The sequence below is a fragment of the Bacillus xiamenensis genome (genome assembly GCF_000300535.1).
GTDB classification, from domain to species: Bacteria; Bacillota; Bacilli; order Bacillales; family Bacillaceae; genus Bacillus; species Bacillus xiamenensis.
Genome location: NZ_AMSH01000063.1, coordinates 1 through 20,108 on the forward strand (window position 1 = coordinate 1; position 20,108 = coordinate 20,108).

Here is a 20,108-nt window from a genome sequence, read left to right on the forward strand (position 1 = left end):
CTTATTATACAAAAAATCTTTCATACTTTTTCTACAATCTTAAAGGACCTGAGGGCAGGTCCTTTTTCTATTTCACCACGGTCATTTCTGGCTCTTCTATTTGTTTCACACGTTCCTGAATGGGATGGGTAAAGGAATGTTCTGATAAGACAATATGAGAGACCGTTTTTGTAAAGCCAGACACGTCTTGAATAAACGCTTCAATCTCTTCAAGTGAAGCGACAGACAGCTTAATGAAAAAACACGACTGACCTGTCACTCGATAAGCAAAAAACGCACGTGGGTGCTGGTTCATAAATGTCACAAACCGCTGATACTCCCCATTTAATACGGTGACTTCAAGTAAACAGTCTATCATCAGACCCATCTTTTTATAATTGACCTGTACAGAGTAACCTTCAATAATCCCTGCATCTTCTAATTTCCGCACTCTTTCTGCTACCGCAGGCGGTGATAAATTCACTCGTTTGGACAATTCCCTCATTGATAAGCGGGCATCTTCTCTCAATTCGTTTAAAATATGCACATCCACATCGGTGATTTTCATTCGTTACGCTCCTATCCCAAAATCGTTCCATTTGAAAAGTATTTTATGATGATACTTATGATACGAAATGTAAAATAAAACTAAATAATGGTAGAATTTATTTTAACGTAATGGAATGAAAAAGCAAGTATGGAGGGATCACTTGATGAAAGAATCTTTAGACAGCCAGGCTTCTAAAACATTTCCCATCACACTTGCCATTGCACTCACACTTGGCGTTTTTGCGGCGGGATCGGAAGAACTGGTGATTTCACCACTTTTGCCTGATTTATCAAACTCTTTTCAGCAATCTCTTGATATTCTCGCTCTTTCCATCAGCATTTACGGATTAGCCGTATTGGCCGGAGCACCGTTACTCGTTCCTTTAGGGGATCGTTATTCAAGAGAACTGTGTTTGATCATCGGACTTTCCTTTTTCTTCATTGGAACCGTCATGTGTGCTGCTGCTCCGAATTTGGCGGTGTTTTTTGCCGGACGTGCCGCCTCTGGACTGGCGGCCGGTGTATTTGTCCCAACAGCCTATGCGCTTGTGGGCGACCGAGTCCCTTATGAATATCGAGGCAAAGTGATGGGCCTTATTGTATCAAGCTGGTCTCTTTCCCTTGTTCTTGGTGTACCAATTGGCGCCTTTATCGCCCAAAGTGTAAACTGGCGCTGGACATTTTGGCTCTTCGCTATAATGAGCCTTATTGTGCTGCTGCTCGTCATGGTTGAATTAAGAAAACAAGTGGCAGCAGCTGATCCGAAGACACGACAAGCTAGAGAGAAAACAGGCTCTTTATGGGGTGCTTTGAAAATTGATCGTGTGCCGGTCTATTTGACTGTGACCTTTTGTAATATGCTTGGATTTTACGGCATGTACTCGTTTTTAGGTGCTTACCTGCAGAGCCTGTTTGATGGCAGACAATCAGCGGCTGGGCTTCTCATCATGGCTTATGGGATTGGCTTTTCTATGAGTATGTTTACTGGAAAATTAGCAGACGGGTTTGGGAAAATGCGCTCCCTTTTTTGGGTGCTGGGTGGCATCACGCTCGTTCTAGCCTTACTTCCTTATGCACCATTCTCATGGATCGTGCTGATTGTGGCTTTGTTTATTTGGGGGGCATTGCAAAGTTTATCGGTCACGCTTTTGAGCACCGTTCTGAGCGGCTGCACCCAAACCCATCGAGGCAACGTGATGGCTTTTTACAGTCTTGCGTCTAATTTTGCCGTTATGCTCGGTTCAGCACTTATGGGCCCTATTTATGTCCATTTCGGATATCATACTGTAGGGCTGGTATGTGCACTGATGACACTTGTTGGTTTTATCATCAGTTTCAGCAGCTATAAACGTGAACGTTCTATTCAGAAATGTAAAGCTGTCTAGTTTATTCCCCCTGAATGAAAACAAAAAAGACCTTTCTCCTGCGAAAGGCCTCTTTTCTTTATTTAAATGTCGTTTCCCAATGAAATCCGATCGCTTCATCATTCCACGCGATTCTCTTTTCATCCGGGTTTTTCGGATCATAGGATTCTGTTGTAAAATAAACAATTTGCAGCGGTGTCTCGCCTAATACACGGTAACCATGGGCGACTCCCTTTGGAATGAGAAGGAGCATTGGATTGTCTTCTCCCATATAATATACATCGGTTTGACCCTTTGTCGGAGAATCCTCTCTCAAATCGTATAAAACGACCTGTGCATGACCTGCTGGGAAAAACCAAACATCGTCTTGTTTTTCATGATAATGAAAGGCTTTGATCACTCCTGGAAAACTTTTCGACCACGACGCCTGCCCAAAGCGCTTCAGCATCGGTTCGTCATCTCGAATAAGCTCTGCAAAAAAGCCGCGGTCATCACAATGTTTCATGAGTTTTTTCGTTTGTACACCATCAATCATGCTGATGCCATCTCCCTTCTTTCTGCAAATATTCGTGAAGTGCATCCTTCCAATGCCTTGGCTGCCAGCCTGTCGCTTCAATCGCTTGCAGGTCTAAAACCGAATAGGCTGGACGAGGTGTTTGAAAGCCGTACTCTTCTGTTGAAATGGGCTCAATCGTTGTAGACAGGCCACTTGCTGCCACAATTTCTGACGCAAATTCAAACCAGGAACAGCTCGCTCGGTTACTGACGTGATAAATGCCTGCTTTCTGGTCAAACAAGTGAATCAAAGCTTCTGCGACATCCTTTGTATAAGTGGGAGACCCTATTTGATCATTTACGATGCGCAAATGATCCTTCGTTTCAGCCAGCCGAAGAATGGTATTCACAAAATTATGCCCTTCATGTCCATAGAGCCACGATGTCCGAATGATTTTCACTTCATCTGACACGAGATGAATCAATTCTTCCCCAAGTTTTTTACTCTTTCCATAAATCGTCTGGGGATCTGCTTGTGCATCGACTTGATAAGGGACATCCGCTTGCCCGTCAAACACATAATCTGTACTGACATGTAACACATCCGCCCCTACGTTTTTTGCTTCCAATGCCGTATAGTAGGCGCCAATTCCATTCACAAGATAGGCTTTTTCCGTTTCTGTTTCACATTGATCAACAGATGTATATGCCGCTGCACTGACAACAATATCAGGCCGAAAATGTCTCATTGCATGTCTGACTGCCTGTTGATCTGCGATATTCAGCATGCTCCTTGTTAAAGCAATGACGGTCATGTCTTTTTCTTTGAGCTGTTTGGTCAATTCTTTTCCTAGTTGGCCGCCTGCACCGGTGATTAGAACTTTCATCGGTCACCCTTCTTCACTTTGATCGTATTTGGCACGATACCAATTGATCGTTTTTTCGATACCTTCTTCAAATGACGTCTCCTGCGTCCAGCCGAGCTCGCCTTTTAGCTTACTGGCATCAATGGCATACCGTCTGTCATGTCCTTTTCGATCTTGAATAAACGCAATTTGATCATGACTAATCCCGAGCTGCGATAAAATTGTTTTGGTCAAATCGAGATTTGTTTTCTCATTGCCGCCGCCAATATTGTATACCTGCCCGGCTGTTCCGTTTTCTAATACCTGCTTTACAGCTCTCGCATGATCCTCTACATACAGCCAATCACGAATCTGCTGGCCGTCCCCATAAATCGGAATCTTTTCTCCATGAACCGCTTTTCTAATAATGGTTGGGATTAATTTTTCCTCATGCTGATAGGGTCCGTAGTTGTTGCTGCATCTGGTGATCATTGCGGGTAATTGGTGGGTGTGGATATAGGATTTCACAAGCAGGTCTGAACTTGCCTTGCTTGCTGAATAAGGATTATTCGGTGAAAGTGGTGTTTGTTCTGTGAAAGCAGGATCATCCAGCTCTAAATCCCCATATACTTCATCTGTTGAAATATGAATGAATTTTTTTGCCTTTCCCTTTAAGACCGCTTCCAGCATTCGATAGGTACCGAGGACGTTTGTTTGAATAAAGGGCTCTGCCGACTCAATACTGCGATCGACATGCGATTCTGCTGCGAAATGAATAATGGCATCATAAGCTTCATCAAATACTTGATCCAGTTCGTCTTGCAGCGTGATATCCCCTTGAATAAAACGGAAATGAGACAGCTTTGACAATTGATCCATTACCTCTGGATGACTGGCATACGTTAATTTATCAAATACGGTGATTCGGACATCCGATTCCTGAAGCAGCAGCTTCACAAAATTTAGTCCAATAAATCCCGCTCCACCTGTTATTAAATAAGACTTCGTCATTCGTATCCCTCTTTTTTCTTCATCGTTTCAAACATTTTCGCAGATGCTTGGTGGAGAGATTCATGTGTTCCCGCATCAATCCACCACCCTTTTAACATATCATAGGTCAGCTGACTATTTGAGATATAGAGATTATTGACGTCTGTAATCTCCAATTCGCCTCGTTCTGACGGTGAGATTTTCTCAATATATTGAAAGACTTCTTGATCATAAAAATAAATGCCCGTGACGCAGTAGGATGAACGCGGGTGCTCCGGCTTTTCTTCTATTGATAAAATCCGGTGATGTGCGTTATCAATTTCTGCAATGCCAAATCGCTTTGGATCTGCCACCTCTTTCAATAAAACCTTGGCTCCGCCTTCTTGCTGCTGAAAGGCATCGACAAAAGGGCTTAACGAATCCTCAAATACATTATCACCTAGCATGAGCACAAACTTCTCCTCTTTTACAAAGGGCTTTGCGTAGGACAAACCATCTGAAATACCAGACGCCTCTGGCTGGACTTGATAGACTATGTTCATCCCAAGTTCGTGATCATCTTCAAGCACTTTTTGAAACAATGGGATCTGTTTTTCCTGTGAAATCAGCATAACATCTAAGATGCCTGCTTCTTTTAGTTTGAACAGTGACCAATAAATCATCGGGTATGGACCAACCGGCAATAAATGTTTGTTGAAAATCTTCGTTAATGGTGCCAGCCGTGATCCCTTTCCTCCTGCTAAAATAACTCCCTTCACATCTACACATCCTTATGTTCTTTTTGGTGGGGATTCATGAGGTGTATAAGAATGTTTTTCACTCGCTCTAGTCCTTTCCCGTCAATGAGTGTACGTCCATTGAGATGGATGCTCCTGCGGAGAAAATAGCTGTCAGACAGCCTTTGAACAGCACGCAATACATCTATTTCTTCCACAAGATCACCTAATCCAAGGTGAAGACAAGCTCCCTTTTGCGCAAATCTGCTCGCTGTCACTGCTTGGTGGTCTACTTGCGAAAGGACAATGCTCGGCACCCCAATACAAACTGCCTCGTATAGTGTCATGCCGCCTGCAACGATGGCCAAATCAGCTTCTGATAAAAGGACTGGTAGTTGATTTGTATGGTGAATCAATTGAATATGCTCCGCCTCTCTTTGCTCTTTGAGGTGAGAGGCTTTTCCTGCTACCGCTAGAATGTGTAAATGCTTTGCTTCAAGAAGTGCTGATACAGCCTTTGAAAACAATCCGCGCGGATCACTTCCTCCGAGGCTGATGACCACCTTTTTGCATTCTTTTCGAACCTCATATGTGTCTTTTAATCGACCAATCTCGTGATCTAACAATAAATAAGATGTTCCATTAAAATAGGCCGTTCCATTTACTTGCTTGTGCTGCCCGTCCAGACCTCCATAAATGCCATTCACTACAACATCCGCAAGCTGACAGGCTTCCTCTCTTTTCTCCTCGAATAAGACCACCCTTGCATTGCCACAGGAATTCTTGAGCGTTCGAAGGAATTGAAGATCACCATCAAGAACATCTATCAGCAGAAGATCAGGCTTCAGTTCTTTTAACTCTTGCTGCATTTGAAGAGGTGCATTCGACTCCTGCACCAAGTGTACGTCCCACGCTGGATGCGCTAGCATTTCTACACAAATCTGCTCATTTGTATAGAAAAATAAGTCGAATCCTTCTTGGAGCAGTTCTTTTGCCAACCGTTTCATTCTGACCACATGCCCCATGCCTCTAAAAAAACCACCATAAACAACAATCATGACTTTATGATTCATTCAGCATCCTTCTGTCTCACAGACTGATTTAAACGAACAATGTCTGGCTCTTGTTCACAGATAGATATGAGCTCAGCCGTTGGCACAGCAATAGAACCACCAGCTTTCTCTAGTAAACGGGTGGCAAACACATAATCTTCTTCTGTATCAATCGTGAATCGATAAGCAGGATATGCAAGTTCTTTGGGCGGTGTGAATAATTGAAGGTAAAACTGCTCTGGATTCTTTCTGATATACAGCGTGACATGCTCACGCTCTGACTGGGTGAGGGGAAATTTGTCGATTTGACTTAAAATAGCGGCTTCAATCATTTCCCCGGAAATACCGAGTGGTGTTCCGTTCGTGTACGTGTAATCAGCCTTCTCCTGTCTATGTTTTTCAAGCATTTTCGACAAAAGGGAAGGGTCGATAAATGGATTATCTCCTGTTAAACGTACAACAGTTTGTGGTTCGAACTGGCGGACAATTTGTGCAAACCGCTGTAGCACATCCGTCTCACTGCCCCGAAACACTTTATAGCCCTTTGATAAGCAATACTGAGCCAAATAGTCATCTTCTGCCTCGACCGTTGTGGCGATCATGAGGTTTTGCGTTTTGTGATGATAAACCTCTGATTGCTTCACCCGCTCCACAATCAAATCGATCAGCGCCATGCCGCCGATCGGTTTCATCACCTTTTTTGGCAGTCTTGTTGAACCCATCCTCGCTTGAATGACAAAGAGCACATCATTGATCATCTTGAGACTCCTGCATGAGCACGTCTTTCCACGAAACGCCTGTATGAGCCGGGATGTCTTTCGCAGCCTTCGTGCCAAGTAAAACCGTCATATATCGGGGATGCAGGCCCTGACTTTTTTGTCCTGGGCGCAGGACAGCTATATTTTCTGAAGTGAGGGTCTCTCCCTTTGCAATGCCTGTTGTCGTAAAAATCCCTCGATACGCAAACTCTCGAATCTGACCTTCGATGGCTGTTGTCGTTTTATAAGAACTGCCAAGAAGCTCCTCTGGCAAAGAATGAACGTCTGCTCCTGCTTGATTACGCTGCTTTTCTGCTGCTCGAATGTGCTGAACCATTTCCTTCAATTCTTCAGGATCAAGTGCAAAGGAATGATCGGCTCCAGGTAACGTTTTATCCACTGTGAAATGCTTCTCAATCATCGCTGCTCCGAGCTTCACAGCGGCAACTGGCGCCTCAGTTGGGTGCTCACTATGATCTGAAAAGCCAATGACTGCCTCTGGAAAAGCTGAAGTTAAGGTTTGTATCACTCGCAGGTTCGTGTACGCTCTAGGTGCTGGATATTTTGCCACACAATGCATGATAGCCACTTGTTTATTTTGCTGGCTCGTAATTGTTTCGTATGCTTCATGAACATCTGCAATGGTTGCCCCAGCTGTTGAAAAAATGATCGGCTTTTGAAATGAAGCTGTGTGACGCAAAAGAGGCAGATGATTGATTTCATAAGAAGCCAGTTTAAAGGCAGGTGGATCTGTTTGATTCAAAAGATCCGCAGATTCTTCGTCACACACCGTGCTTAAGAACATCAGTCCTTTTTCCTCACAACGCTTCAATAAAACAGGCAACCATTCTGGCGGCAACTCCATTTGTTCCACTAAAGAAAAAATAGACACTTCTTCTCCTTTAGCCGTTTTGTACAGCCCCGGTTCCTTTTGATACATCCGATCAGCCTGAAACATTTGAAACTTCACCGCATCAGCCCCTGCTTCTTTTGCCACATCAATTAAAGCAAGTGCCTGATCCAGCTTCCCATCATGGTTAATGCCTGCCTCTGCAATGATAAAGACAGGCGCACCATCGCCCACTTTGCGATCTCCGATATAGAAATGCGCCATCTTACCTCTCTCCTTTTTTCGGCCACACATGGTAATACAAAAAGGCATTTGTTGTCCTACACCCCATCTTTTCATACAGCTGGATGGCTGTCGTGTTATGAAGCTGTGTCCCGGCAGAAATGAACTGATACCCTCTATCATGAGAAACCTTCATCATCTCAATAAACAGCTTTTTTCCGATCCCTTTTCCTTGCACATCCGGTCTAATTACAAAAAGCTCAAGCGCCATCTCATTGCCCTTTGTCATCCCTTGAATCAGGCCAGCCACTTCACCGTTCAGCTTTGCCACAAGGTTGACATCTGCGCGTCCGAATAAGTTATTCCTCATCCATTCCTGATAGAAATGCTGAACAACACGCTGGTCTAAAAATGGATCAAGTGCATAACGACTTTTCACAAAAGCCTGATCACAAAGTGAGACCGCCTCATCATATTCCTTCTCATCTGGCAGCCCAATCACCACATCTTGACCTGATAATGGTGTCTCCATTTGAGCAGACGGCACCTCAAGCCTAGTGAGACCGCCGACATAGTACACATGTGACAGCTTTTGGACAATGCGGTTTTTTTCAACATCAGCTGCTTCAAGACGTAAAAAGAAGAAATCACATTTTTCTGTTCTCATCCAATTGATAAACCGCTCCATCAATTCTTTGAAGAGCTGCGGTGATTCAGCTTCCACAAACTTCACATGAAATATATGTTGATCAAAAATACCGCTCTCCCACTTGGACCAGTCGTATAACAGCACCGCTTTGAGCTGGGCCCCGCTGACAAGAGCAAACTGCTTGAAGCCTGCCATGTGCTTTACTTCATGATCATATGTTTTCAGCCAAGCTGCCAGCACCTGATCATCTATTGCATGAACGACCTTCATGAAGATGCCTTCTTGTCTTTTAAAATAGACACGACCGCAGTGATGACATCCTGCACATCTTCATCTGTCATACTTGGATAAAGCGGGAGTGAGAGCGTCCGTTTGTAATAAGTAATGGATTCAGGGAAATCCTCTGGCGAATAGTTGTAGGTTTGCTGATAATATGGATGCAAGTGGACAGGGATAAAGTGAACACTCGTGCCGATCTTGTATTCCTTTTGCAGCTGATCAATCATGTCATCACGTGTGATGAATGCTTCTTTTGGATCAACTTGCAGCACATACAAATGCCACGCATGTCGTCCATCCTCGTGAACGGGCGGTAAGATCAGCCCCGCTTCTTTTTGAAACGCCTCGTTGTATGCCTTCGCAATCTGTTCTCTACGGGTCTGCATGTCATTCAGCCTGCTTAGCTGAACAAGCCCTAACGATGCTTGCACATCAAACATGTTCATTTTATAGCCAGGTTCCTCGACCTCGTAATACCACGTTCCCTTTTCTCCATAACGATTCCACGCTCCCTTGCTCATGCCGTGGAGCGCTAACCTTCTGATTCGAGCTGCAAGTGCATCATCATTTGTCGTCAGCATACCGCCTTCACCAGTTGATATATTTTTTGTTGCATAAAAACTAAAGGCAGCCGCATCACCAATTGATCCGATAGGCTGATCATGATAAGTCGTATAGAGGGCATGTGCGGCATCTTCCAGCACAAACAAATCATACTTTTTGGCAATGGCTAAAATCCGGTCCATATCGCACGACTGACCAGCAAAATGGACAGGGACAATCGCTTTTGTATGTGGTGTGATCGCCTCTTCTACTTTCTCTGCATCCAGATTGAGTGTCTTCGGATCAATATCCACGAAAACAGGGGCTGCCCCCGTATGAATGATCGTATTGGCTGTCGCGCAGAACGTTAGAGGTGTTGTGATGACTTCATCACCAGTCCCAATGCCTCTTGCCTTTAACGCTAAAAATAAAGCAGCTGTACATGAATTGACGGCTATCGCGTGTTTTGCACCGGTCAGTTGCCTAAATTCTTCTTCAAACTGCCTCACTTTTGGTCCGGTGGACAGCCATCCGGACTTTAATGTTCCAATGACTTCATCAATTTCTTCCTGTTCAATCAAAGGCAGTGCATAAGGAAGAAATTGTGCTCTCTTTTGTTCCATATCGCTTGCACACCCCTATCGTCATCTTTGAAAATCCACACCTGTTTTTGTTTTAAGCAGAGAAAGCAGAGCATCAGTCGATCGCGCATGCGGATAATGTTCTTGAATGAAACGGGCTCCTTGCTGCTTCGCCAGCTTCATCTCTTGTTCATCCGACAAAATACGGATCGCTTTCTCAGCCAGTTCAACAGGGTTTTCCATGTGGCAGCTGCCAAGCGACTCGTAATAAGGGTATCTTCTGCCTTCTTTCATTTTGCCAATCAGCACACTCTTTTCAAAAAGCATCGCTTCTAAACCAACTGTTGATGTGAGCGTAATAACTATATCCACATAAGGCAGGAGGTCATACAATTCGATCTCTTTTTTAATTAATCTCACATGGTTCCCCGCACGCTCAATCGCTGTATAGTCACTTAAACGATTTCGAGCGATTTCCCACGGATGCGGCTTCATAATCAGCTGAATGTCTTTCCGTTTTGCAATCGTTTTAAGAACATCACCATAAAAGGCTTCTGAAAATGGCTGCGTAGCCACAAGCACAGTCTTTTTGGCTGGACTGAAGTTCAATTTACGAAATACCATGTCCTTTTGAAGCGGCGTTCGATCCTGCACCAAGTCAAATCTCGGGTGACCTGTGATCTCCACCTGTTCAGGCTGACAGCCTTTGTCTACATACCAATCCTTTTCATACTTTCCAAACACCCCATGATAGGTGGTGAAGATCGGCAAAAAGGCTTCGTCTCCCATGAGTGCGCCGTGCTGGAGACAGATACTGGTGAGGTGGCGTTTCACTGTTTGCAGCGCAAGTACACGGCTGTAAACATCCTCCGTCGTACCGACAATGACAGCTGCAATAGGCTGCATGTCAAATAGTGTTTCTATCTGGTCAATCACATCAATAAATTGCACAATGTCCTTCTGAAGTTTTTCTCTAAAAAAGGCATTGCCAAAGACAGGGTGCTGTGCGTAAGGCTTGAGTAGAGCATTTGCTTTTTCAATATATTCAGCATGGGCCTCTTTATTAACCTCTCCTGCTAAATCCGGCTTGCTGATGACTGGTAATCCAAAATAATCAGCCTTTTTCCAGCGCGCAAGTACCACCGTTTGGTTCGGATGGAACCGCAGATAATTTTGTTCAGTAAAACGCAGGTGTTCAAAGTGAAGCAGCACCTTTCCATTGTTCGGACGATAAGCTATGCGCTTCATCTGCTGTTTATGCTGATCAAAAAATGGCTGGATGTCTTGCGGCAATGGACAAGTGGTTGTCAGCTCCTGACCAAATGCTTCATCTTCCATACGTTCTCTCACTTCAGGGCTGATATATTGATAAAAATTACTGATTAACCCAAGAGGAATTTGGCGATAAGATAAGTCTTTCATCAAATTCACATACTCAAAATATACCTGCCAATAATGATGAATATAATGTGACACTTAAGGTCACCTCCCATGTCTTTGTTTTAATATATGACGGAGCTCCCGGCAGGTAGACTGAGGAGGAAGTGCTTGAATAAATTCACTTTTCTCTTCTTCTGCCAGCTGATAATGAATCGACTGTTCTGTGATGTAATTTGTATCTAATACTTCATCAAAAGGATAGAACGGATAGAAGTGATTTAATCTAAAAAAGAACCGGGCATCCCCTATTCGATAAAAGTGAGGACTCTCATCCCAGTAGGACCCAAATTCAGCATGAATTCTTGTTAAAATGGACGCACGATGAACGACTGAGCAGTGATCAATGGCACAGGGTGCATTCCATTGAACCGTTTGTGCAGGTCGTGTCGTTTCCTTTACTGGTGCTTTTTCGCTATTTAAATAGATAACTTTTGAACCAGAATAGACAATATCTTCATTCGGGCGGGCATCTAAATAATTCGTGAGCTTCTCTAAACGATCAGGTGCATAAACATTGTCATCTGTGGCATAGGAAATATACTCACCCTTCGCCTGTTCTAATGCTTGATTAATGAGTACGGCATAGCGTGTTTTCGCCGTTCTTTCCTCCAGCGTTTTGACCCCGCTTTGGATAAAATGAACGCGCGGATCTTTGCGAAAAGGCTCAATAGCAGCAAGTGTCTTTTCATTTGATCCATCATCCATGATAAACAGTTCAAGGTTTGATAAAGTCTGCTGTAGGACCGCTTCAATCGATCTGCCAACGTAAGCCGCCTTGTTGTAGCTCGTCATAATGACAGTTACTTTTGTCAATTTTTTCACCTCGGTCTCTTTCAAACTATGGTTATCATATGTGTCTCCTCTTAAAGAGACTGTAGAATGACCTATTTTTAATAAAATTGTATTTTTTTATTGATCTATCTTTGAAAAACGCAAAATTTTTGGTAATATAAGTAATCATTTGTGTGTATTAAAGGAGTAAAGAATATTGGAAGCTATGAAGAGTGATCTCTCCCCAGAAGAAGAAGCAAAAGGTTTTTTTCGGTTCTTTAAAATTTTTGTTGCGACAAAGACGATTATTCGCTCATATCAACATTCCTCTATTCCCATTTGGCTCATGCTGCTTCTGGCAAGTATCGCTGGGACGAGCTGGATTTACGAGGGGTATTTTAGTGAGTATATGGGCAATCATATTCCATATCCTTTTATTCTGTTACATGGGACGGGTTTTGGTATTTTAGCAGGCAATCTGATTCTATTTTGCGGTTCATTCATTTTACAATGGTTAGGACGGCTGTTTTTTGGCATAAAAACGGCGTATCGAGATGTGCTCAAAGCTTGCACGCTGACGGTCATTTTTCCTTCCGCATTATTTGCACTCACTTGGATTTTCACTGTGGGATTGCTCGGTCCATATACATTTGTGAAGATCTCACCCTATTTAGATCAACATTATGAAATATGGTATTATCTCGATCTATGGACACTGACTGAAACATATGCAAAAACATGGATTTTCGGTATGGCTGTTTTAGGCATTGTCGCTGTGATGAAGCTAAGAGTATGGCAAGCCTTTATCATTGTCATCACACCGCTAGCCGCATCTTTTCTAATCATGACCCTTCTATTTGATGTCCAGCGTGCGATGAACTGGATAATGTAAAGGAACTTCGGTAAGAAGTTTCTTTTTTTCGTTCAATGTACATATTCTTCCCTCCTGTTTCATAGTGTGAAAGAGAAAAAGAATGCTATGGAAACAACAGGCGCTTATACGTCTTCTGTTTAGAACACCATGAGAAAAGAGGAGGAACGTTATGAAATTGAAAAATCAATTTGGGCAGGGTTCGGGTTTCGAAGGTCAAGATTTTCGCCAGCAACAATATGGAGCAAATCCGTATCCTGCGCAGCAGATGGGTTATTCAGTCCCTCCCCAAACGCAGGGTCAAATGCAGCAAGGGTATTCCCCAATGCCGTCTACTGGCACTTCACAAGGAGGCCAAGGCACACAGAGCGGCGGACAGCCATATCAAATTCCTTCTGGACCCATTTATCAGCAAAATGTCACCGGCCAGCTGCCGATTGAGCAGTCCTATATTGAGAATATTTTACGATTGAACCGCGGCAAGGTAGCCACGATCTATATGACGTTTGAGGCGAGTAAAGAATGGAATTCGAAGATTTTTAGAGGGGTCATTGAAGCCGCAGGACGTGACCACATTATCATCAGTGATAACAAAACAGGGACACGATACTTACTGTTAACGATCTACCTTGATTACATTACGTTTGATGGGGAAATTCAATATGACTATCCATACTCGATGTCAACGTATTCTCCAAGATAACTTCAAGACATGACAGCAGCAAGGTGCAGACGCCCTTGCTTTTTTCCTTTTGACTAGGTTTTTGACACACCTTACGGGCACTGTTCATAAGATGCCTAGTAGTTTTTATCAAAAGCCTAGAGGTGACATCTATGACTGTTGAGCTGGATTATACATCGCCGAATGTCAAATATTCATTTGATCTGAACCAAAGCCCCCTTGTGAAATATGATGAGTACAATCTCATTAATGTTTTAGGAAAAAAGCAATTAAATTCGCTCGATCAAGTATCTCTGCTGGATATTTATTTGAGTAAAAGCAAAGTAGTAGAGCCTCATTACCATCAAAATGCTGCAGAGCTTGTTTATTGTATAGCCGGTTCTGCTGCTGTATCAATGCTGAACCCATTTACAAAAAAACTGCACACCTATACCATTACCCCCGGGCAGGTCGCAAATGTGCCCCAAGGCTGGTGGCACTATGAAGTTGCCTTGCAAGACAAAACTCATTTGTTAGCCATCTTTAACGCATCGACGCCAGAAGTCATCCTTGGCTCAGACTTACTCACCCTCACCCCTTCTCACATTATGGCACATACTTATTGCATGAACGAAACGCAGTGGAAGCAGGCAACGCAGCCTGTAAAGCCAGGTATGTTTATCGGACCTTTCTGCCACCGAGACGAAGAAGCCCAAACGCACCCTGTCCCTCCATCTCACTATGTCCCTTATTATCAAGCACCACCCAACTATTCCCCTTATTGGAGTTAAGAAAAAACCGATGCCCCCTATCAGAGCATCGGTTTTTTGGCTTATAAATTTTTTGCAGCTGCCACCACTAGCATGATCCAAGAAGCAATAAAGGCGACTCCGCCAATTGGTGTAATAGCACCAAGAATCTTCACCTGAGTCAAGGCAAGCACATAAAGGCTTCCCGAGAAGAAAAGGATGCCTGCAAGCATCACCCAGCCAGCGGTTGGCACTAGCGAAACACCTGACAGCTTATCTGCAAGAAAGGCGACAATAAATAGGCCAATCGCATGGAACATCTGATATTGAACCCCTTTATTCCATATCTCAATATACTTTTCAGGGATTTTCCCTTCCAATCCATGTGCACCGAAGGCTCCAAGTCCAACAGCAAGCATGGCGTTAATGGCACCTAATATGAAAAATAGTTTCATTCGTCATTCTCCTTATCTCGTCAATTATGTTTATCATAGCGCGGGTCACATCCGACATTCAACTTTCCTTTTACACTGACACGAGATTGTCGGATTTCTTCTTCTTTCGCAGCAGCACTTGATCGACCACAATCGCAATGAGCGTGCCTAGAACAAGACCATTGCTTAATAAAGAAATCAGCACAGGATGCATGCCTTTCAATGCTCCCTGAGGCACAAACATAGCCCCTACGCCTGCTAAAACAGCAACGCCCAGCACAAAGCGAATGCGCGGGATGTCTTCTTTTTCATACTGATCAAATTCAGACATGGCAATCCCAATCATAGAAGAGAACACCACAAAGTTCACAGCAAGCCCCACAGGCGACGGCAATGCAGAGAAAAAGCTCATCAATAACGGAAATAAACTAATGAGGACAATGAGCAGACTTCCGAGAAAAAACGGCTTTCTCGAAGGAATTTTTGTTGTTTGTATAAAACCCGCTGCCCCCGAAATCGGTACAGGCGCAATCGCTCCAATCAGTCCGCTCATCAAATGACCAAAGGCTGCGACAAAACCAGCAGGCCTGGCTCTTTTCCGCTCACGCAGATCACCAAATGCCTTCATTGAGCTTTCCACAATGCGAATACTTGCCAGCATATTCACAATAAGTAAGATCGTAATAAAAAAGGACGTGACCAGCAATCCACTGTCAAAGACCGGCATACCAAATGGGAACAGCTTCGGAAACTCGATGATATGCTCAGGAATTCGAACGGGCTTGGCCAATCCGAGTAAAGCGAATAACAGCCAGCCGCCTGCAAGTGCGAATAACACAGAAAACTGTTTTAAGTAATGCCACCTTGAACGGCTGATCATGAAGGTGATGACAATAATCAAGATTGATAGACAAAAGACAAGCCCGTCCACCTGATTTCCCCGATAGCCGATGCCCATCAGACCTTTCATGATCGGCTGACTTAACTGCACAACAAGCAGCAGCAGGTAAATGCCTGTGACGACTGGCGTAAATAAAGACGCAAGCCAATTAATGATTTTAAATAGACTAAAAATAAAAAAGAACGCAGCACTAAAGATTAAAGCCCCTTGTAATGCTTGCAAGGTTTCAGGATATGTAGCAAAAATCGTCCCTGTCATGCCTGAATAAAGGGTATATACACCCCACCACAGCCCTGCTGGACTTTCATTGATCGGCAGCATATGGCCGCATAAACACTGCACCATTGCCACAAGTCCAAGTGAAAAGAATGTACTCTGAATCAGCTCTGCCGACTGCACTTGATTCAATTCAAATGCTTGTGCAATCGCAATCGGTACTGCAATAGAAGCTGCGATAAAAAATGCCATCCACTGAATGGCGCCCAAAAATAGTTTCAACCCGATCACCTTCCCTTTGTCGTGACACGACCATTAAAAATCAAAGATAGAGTCGCCGTTTCCGTCCTTCTCTTTTTGACCCTCTTCTTGATGCTGGAATTTTTTTGCACCGCTAGTGCCCATCAGCTTCTCTAGCATGGCTTGATCCGTAGACACAGATGGTACAGACGGTGTCTGTAGAGACGGAGGTGGTGAAATGACCGAAGCCAGCGGCATTTGCTGCTGTGATGGTGCATCGAGAATGACATCACATAGTGACGAAATCACTGCCACTTGACGTTTCACCTCTTCATCATTTCCACTTTGTTTAGCTTTTTGAATGGCTTCCTCCATTTTTTGAAGCAGACTTGATATATGAATATTCAAGGGTAGACCCTCCAATCTAAAAAATTCGTTTGCCAACATTATTTTATCAAATGAACAAACCGAATGGGCTCATTTTTTCAAAGCCGTGTGCTTCTGAACATCTTATTTGACCAGTTCCAGTGATTCACACATAATAAAAGAAATAACATTGACTCTGAAAGGACTGACACATGAGCAAATTCACTGAACTCCTTCACAAACAAAAAAACGTTCAAAAGCCAGCGGTCCAAGAACGAATCCGCCTTCTTCACGATTTGAAAACAGCCATTAAACATCATGAAAAGGACATATTACAAGCCTTAGCCCATGATTTACATAAATCCGAACAGGAAGCATACACAACAGAGATTGGAATGGTATATGAAGAAATCAATCATACCGTCAAACATCTGCACAAGTGGGCCAAGCCATCCCGAGCGAAAACACCTCTGACCCATATTGGATCGAAAAGCATGATCATCAAGGAACCGTACGGAAGTGTTCTCATTATTGCCCCTTGGAACTATCCTTTCCAATTGGCCCTTTCTCCATTAGTTGGAGCCATTTCTGCGGGTAATGCCGTCACATTAAAACCATCAGAATTAACGCCGCAAGTTTCCAAAGTGATTGGTACAATTGTGGAACGTGTGTTTAAAGAAGATCTTGCAGCGGTTGTTGAAGGCGGTGTGGATGTCAGTACAGAGCTGCTGAAGCTGCCCTTTGATTATATTTTCTTCACCGGCAGTGTGGCGGTCGGCAAAGTCGTCATGGAAGCCGCCGCAAAGCATCTAACACCTGTGACACTTGAGCTTGGCGGAAAAAGTCCTTGCATTGTCATGCCTGATGCAGACATCAAGCTCGCTGCCAAGCGAATCACGTTTGGCAAATTCACCAATGCTGGTCAAACATGCATTGCACCAGACTATTTACTTGTTCATGAATCCATCAAAGAGGACCTTCTGCGGGAGATGGTCACCTGTATCCGTGACTTTTACGGTGAACAACCCGAAACAAATCCGCACTTTGGAAAAAATGTCACCCAGCGTCATTTTGACAGGCTCTCACAATTTCTTTCAAATGGTACGATTGTGACGGGTAGACAGCGCAATGAACAAGAGCTTAAAATCGCACCGACCATTTTAGATCACATCACATGGGAAGACCCCGTGATGCAGGAGGAAATTTTCGGACCTATTTTGCCTGTCATGACATTTGATTCCCTGCATGAGGCCACTGACATGGTCAAGGCTAGACCAAAGCCGCTCGCCCTTTACTTATTTACAACAAGTAAAGAAACAGAAGCATATGTCCTAGACAACCTCTCGTTTGGCGGAGGCTGCATCAATGACACGCTGATGCATGTGGCCACCCCTTACTTGCCATTTGGAGGCGTCGGTGAAAGCGGCATGGGACGATATCATGGAAAGGAAAGCTTTTTCACCTTTACGCATGAAAAAAGTGTCCTGCGCCAGACCAATCGCTTCGATTTTTCCTTCCGTTATCCAAATGCGAAAAACGGACTCGAGATTGTCCGCAAATTTTTAAAATAAACAGGACGAAGGGGCTCTCCCCTCGTCCTATTTTCATTCGATATCCTTGATACACCAGTTGATCTCATCAAGCCCTATTTGCTTTAAATACGCATTTGCTTGTGAAAAAGGCCGGCTGCCAAAAAATCCGTTTCTCGCAGAAAAAGGACTTGGATGAGGTGATTCAATGATGTAATGCTTGCCTTGATCAATGCGTTCTTTTTTATTTTGAGCATGTCTGCCCCATAAGACAAAGACGACTGGCTGATCTCGCTCATTCAGCACATCAATGACACGGTCTGTCACACGTTCCCAGCCCTTGCCTTTATGCGAATTCGCTTCACCTTTTCTGACAGTTAACACAGTGTTTAACAGCAGTACACCCTGCTCTGCCCAGCTGACAAGTGAGCCATGGTTTGGAACAGGGCAGCCGAGATCATCCTTTAGCTCCTGAAAAATATTTCTCAAAGATGGCGGGTGTTTGACTCCAGGCTGAACAGAAAAGCTTAATCCATGGGCCTGTCCTGGGCCATGATAAGGGTCTTGTCCCAAAATCACCACCTTCACGTCTTCATATGGCGTCAAATGAAGGGCACGATAAATGTCATCTGGCTTTGGAAAGACCGTCTGTGTGCGATATTCATGCTTCACCCACTCACGTAATTGCTGATAGTACGGCTGTTCAAACTCACTCTTCATCAAAGTCCACCAGCTATCATTTAAAAAAGGCTTCATTGCAGTTCTCCTCCTTCTGTCTGAAGCTGTGCCAGTCTTGAGATCATCGGTTTTCCATCCCATACTATGTCACTCTCTGATTCTCTTTTTTTCATCGCTGGTTCTTCTAATAGGACAGCAAAGTTCGCTGTCGGCAGATCACCCAACTGGTGCTTTTCACTCAAGTCATCTAAGTAGTTCTTTCTTGTTTCACCGAGATCACTAGACTGATTGCCACCCCCATCAAAGAACGCATAGATTACACTCGCTACAGGCACCCGTTTGACTCGTGCATGCTGCGTGACCCGCAAGAAAAAGTCCCAATCCCAGTAATGATGCATGGCTGGATCAAAATAACCGATTTCATCATGGATGCGGCGTTTATACATACTGCCAGAAGGGACATATGTAGAAAAGACACGCATATCCTCAATATCCGCTGTATAAGCAAACAAACGTCTTGATACCGGAAAACGGGTCGCCCCTCTTTCTTCAAACGAAACAATTTCTGCATCAGAAAAAACAAAATCGGCGTCTTCCAGCGCCTTGCTCATACGTTCAATATGACAAGGTGTAAAATAATCATCGTCGTCACTCAGCATAATGACGTCACCTGTCAGCTCCCGCACTCCAACATTTCTTGCGTTCACATGCTGGACATTCTCATCTAAATGAATCAAGCGGATTGGCAGCTCTGGATAGAGTTCTTGAATGACATCCACCCGCTCTCCTGCATCATTTACAACGACAATTTCAAAAGGCTGTACGCTTTGTCTCGAGATGGATTCAAGCAGCTCACACAATGCGCCCAACCGGTTATGTGTCACAATTAATAAAGAAATCTTCATATCGGCCTAACTCCTTTAATAGATTCGTCTTTTTCATTAAAACATAAATCGGCTTTCTTCTCATGATATAAAAGGCGGTTTGATTTGACGAGAAAATGGGAATTTTTGATGAAAAGGAGTGATGACGATGGAATATTTCACGGTTGAGAATAGTCAAGAAGCAAAACAGATCATCGAACATATACAGTCAGCAAAGGACGATGTCTTTGTCTTTGCGTACGATCCAGAACGCTCTGATACCGTAACAGAATATACAGATGCCAAAAGCATGACAGCTGTCGATCAAGGGATTTTAGATCAAATCGCCAATGTCATTCGCACCCGGGATGATGAGCTCATGGCCAAAATGATGTCGACCGGCGCCGATCAGGAGTTAGCCTTAACACTTTTAGAGGAGCTGAAAAAAGGGAAATTGGTGATTTGTAAAAGATAAGTTCCTCGAAGAGGGGACTGACCCCCGTTTTTGAGACAGGGA

23 protein-coding genes are annotated in these 20,108 nt (G+C 43.8%); 6 read left to right on the forward strand and 17 right to left on the reverse strand.

The genetic code is table 11. The features are described 5' to 3' along the window. Positions 1-67: 67 nt before the first annotated feature. Positions 68-547: an Lrp/AsnC family transcriptional regulator gene (locus tag BA1_RS15590; protein WP_008360935.1), complete on the reverse strand. Its 480-nt coding sequence runs from the start codon at positions 545-547 to the stop codon at positions 68-70. A 145-nt stretch (positions 548-692) separates the two neighbouring features. Here BA1_RS15590 and BA1_RS15595 point away from each other — a divergent pair, with 145 nt between their 5' ends. Beyond that, positions 693-1,913 (forward strand): MFS transporter, encoded by a 1,221-nt coding sequence (locus tag BA1_RS15595; RefSeq protein WP_008360936.1) that lies wholly within the window; start codon positions 693-695, stop codon positions 1,911-1,913. A 58-nt stretch (positions 1,914-1,971) separates the two neighbouring features. Here BA1_RS15595 and BA1_RS15600 read toward each other — a convergent pair whose 3' ends face one another. From BA1_RS15600 to BA1_RS15650, 11 genes are read right to left on the reverse strand one after another with little or no spacing between them, the layout of a single operon-like run. After that, entirely contained in the window at positions 1,972-2,427 is a 456-nt protein-coding gene (locus tag BA1_RS15600) for a dTDP-4-dehydrorhamnose 3,5-epimerase family protein (protein ID WP_008360938.1), read from the reverse strand. Further along, positions 2,420-3,274, reverse strand: coding sequence for a dTDP-4-dehydrorhamnose reductase (gene rfbD, locus BA1_RS15605; protein ID WP_008360940.1), 855 nt, complete (start codon positions 3,272-3,274; stop codon positions 2,420-2,422). The genes BA1_RS15600 and rfbD overlap by 8 nt, the downstream gene beginning before the upstream one ends. A gap of 3 nt (positions 3,275-3,277) precedes the next feature. Beyond that, the gene (rfbB, locus tag BA1_RS15610) at positions 3,278-4,243 is read right to left on the reverse strand and encodes a dTDP-glucose 4,6-dehydratase (protein ID WP_008360942.1); all 966 of its coding nucleotides are present in this window, start codon (positions 4,241-4,243) and stop codon (positions 3,278-3,280) included. After that, positions 4,240-4,980, reverse strand: a complete 741-nt coding sequence (locus BA1_RS15615; RefSeq protein WP_008360945.1) for a sugar phosphate nucleotidyltransferase — start codon at positions 4,978-4,980, stop codon at positions 4,240-4,242. The genes rfbB and BA1_RS15615 overlap by 4 nt, the downstream gene beginning before the upstream one ends. 2 nt (positions 4,981-4,982) lie before the next feature. Further along, the gene (locus tag BA1_RS15620; RefSeq protein ID WP_008360947.1) at positions 4,983-6,011 is read right to left on the reverse strand and encodes a PseG/SpsG family protein; all 1,029 of its coding nucleotides are present in this window, start codon (positions 6,009-6,011) and stop codon (positions 4,983-4,985) included. Beyond that, positions 6,008-6,748, reverse strand: coding sequence for a cytidylyltransferase domain-containing protein (locus tag BA1_RS15625; RefSeq protein WP_008360950.1), 741 nt, complete (start codon positions 6,746-6,748; stop codon positions 6,008-6,010). The genes BA1_RS15620 and BA1_RS15625 overlap by 4 nt, the downstream gene beginning before the upstream one ends. Continuing rightward, positions 6,738-7,862, reverse strand: coding sequence for an N-acetylneuraminate synthase family protein (locus tag BA1_RS15630; RefSeq protein ID WP_008360953.1), 1,125 nt, complete (start codon positions 7,860-7,862; stop codon positions 6,738-6,740). The genes BA1_RS15625 and BA1_RS15630 overlap by 11 nt, the downstream gene beginning before the upstream one ends. 1 nt (position 7,863) lies before the next feature. Beyond that, on the reverse strand, positions 7,864-8,739 hold the full coding sequence (locus tag BA1_RS15635) for a GNAT family N-acetyltransferase (RefSeq protein ID WP_008360955.1): 876 nt from the start codon (positions 8,737-8,739) through the stop codon (positions 7,864-7,866). Continuing rightward, a complete protein-coding gene (locus BA1_RS15640) occupies positions 8,736-9,914 on the reverse strand; it encodes a DegT/DnrJ/EryC1/StrS family aminotransferase (protein WP_008360957.1) in 1,179 nt (392 codons plus the stop codon). Before BA1_RS15640 ends, BA1_RS15635 begins: the two co-directional genes overlap by 4 nt. 21 nt (positions 9,915-9,935) lie before the next feature. After that, the gene (locus BA1_RS15645; RefSeq protein WP_008360958.1) at positions 9,936-11,348 is read right to left on the reverse strand and encodes a capsular polysaccharide export protein, LipB/KpsS family; all 1,413 of its coding nucleotides are present in this window, start codon (positions 11,346-11,348) and stop codon (positions 9,936-9,938) included. A gap of 6 nt (positions 11,349-11,354) precedes the next feature. Further along, entirely contained in the window at positions 11,355-12,125 is a 771-nt protein-coding gene (locus BA1_RS15650; protein ID WP_008360960.1) for a glycosyltransferase family 2 protein, read from the reverse strand. A 175-nt stretch (positions 12,126-12,300) separates the two neighbouring features. On the opposite strand from BA1_RS15650, the gene BA1_RS15655 reads away from it, so the two are divergent. The 3 genes from BA1_RS15655 (at position 12,301) to BA1_RS15665 (ending at position 14,406) form a co-directional block, all read left to right on the forward strand. Next, positions 12,301-12,975 carry a hypothetical protein gene (locus BA1_RS15655; protein WP_008360962.1) on the forward strand — a complete coding sequence of 225 codons (675 nt, stop codon included), beginning with the start codon at positions 12,301-12,303 and terminating at the stop codon, positions 12,973-12,975. Between the two features lie 151 nt (positions 12,976-13,126). Then, complete coding sequence (gene gerQ, locus BA1_RS15660; protein ID WP_008360964.1) at positions 13,127-13,657, forward strand: spore coat protein GerQ; 531 nt, start codon at positions 13,127-13,129, stop codon at positions 13,655-13,657. Positions 13,658-13,788: 131 nt separating this feature from the next. Continuing rightward, the gene (locus BA1_RS15665) at positions 13,789-14,406 is read left to right on the forward strand and encodes a cupin domain-containing protein (RefSeq protein ID WP_008360966.1); all 618 of its coding nucleotides are present in this window, start codon (positions 13,789-13,791) and stop codon (positions 14,404-14,406) included. Between the two features lie 41 nt (positions 14,407-14,447). On the opposite strand, the gene BA1_RS15670 is transcribed toward BA1_RS15665, so the two are convergent. The 3 genes from BA1_RS15670 to BA1_RS15680 form a co-directional block, all read right to left on the reverse strand. Then, positions 14,448-14,819, reverse strand: a complete 372-nt coding sequence (locus BA1_RS15670; protein ID WP_008360968.1) for a DUF423 domain-containing protein — start codon at positions 14,817-14,819, stop codon at positions 14,448-14,450. A gap of 70 nt (positions 14,820-14,889) precedes the next feature. Next, positions 14,890-16,197 carry a purine/pyrimidine permease gene (locus BA1_RS15675; protein ID WP_008360971.1) on the reverse strand — a complete coding sequence of 436 codons (1,308 nt, stop codon included), beginning with the start codon at positions 16,195-16,197 and terminating at the stop codon, positions 14,890-14,892. Positions 16,198-16,230: 33 nt separating this feature from the next. After that, on the reverse strand, positions 16,231-16,563 hold the full coding sequence (locus BA1_RS15680) for a YwdI family protein (protein ID WP_008360973.1): 333 nt from the start codon (positions 16,561-16,563) through the stop codon (positions 16,231-16,233). 170 nt (positions 16,564-16,733) lie between these two features. Here BA1_RS15680 and BA1_RS15685 point away from each other — a divergent pair, with 170 nt between their 5' ends. Then, positions 16,734-18,092, forward strand: coding sequence for an aldehyde dehydrogenase (locus tag BA1_RS15685; protein ID WP_008360975.1), 1,359 nt, complete (start codon positions 16,734-16,736; stop codon positions 18,090-18,092). Between the two features lie 33 nt (positions 18,093-18,125). Here the strand turns inward: BA1_RS15685 and BA1_RS15690 are convergent, their stop codons facing one another. Beyond that, a complete protein-coding gene (locus tag BA1_RS15690; RefSeq protein WP_008360976.1) occupies positions 18,126-18,806 on the reverse strand; it encodes a uracil-DNA glycosylase in 681 nt (226 codons plus the stop codon). Then, entirely contained in the window at positions 18,803-19,633 is an 831-nt protein-coding gene (locus tag BA1_RS15695) for a glycosyltransferase family 2 protein (RefSeq protein WP_008360978.1), read from the reverse strand. The genes BA1_RS15690 and BA1_RS15695 overlap by 4 nt, the downstream gene beginning before the upstream one ends. A gap of 127 nt (positions 19,634-19,760) precedes the next feature. Between BA1_RS15695 and BA1_RS15700 the strand changes: the two genes are divergently transcribed. Next, positions 19,761-20,066 (forward strand): general stress protein, encoded by a 306-nt coding sequence (locus tag BA1_RS15700; protein WP_008360980.1) that lies wholly within the window; start codon positions 19,761-19,763, stop codon positions 20,064-20,066. Positions 20,067-20,108: the final 42 nt, after the last annotated feature.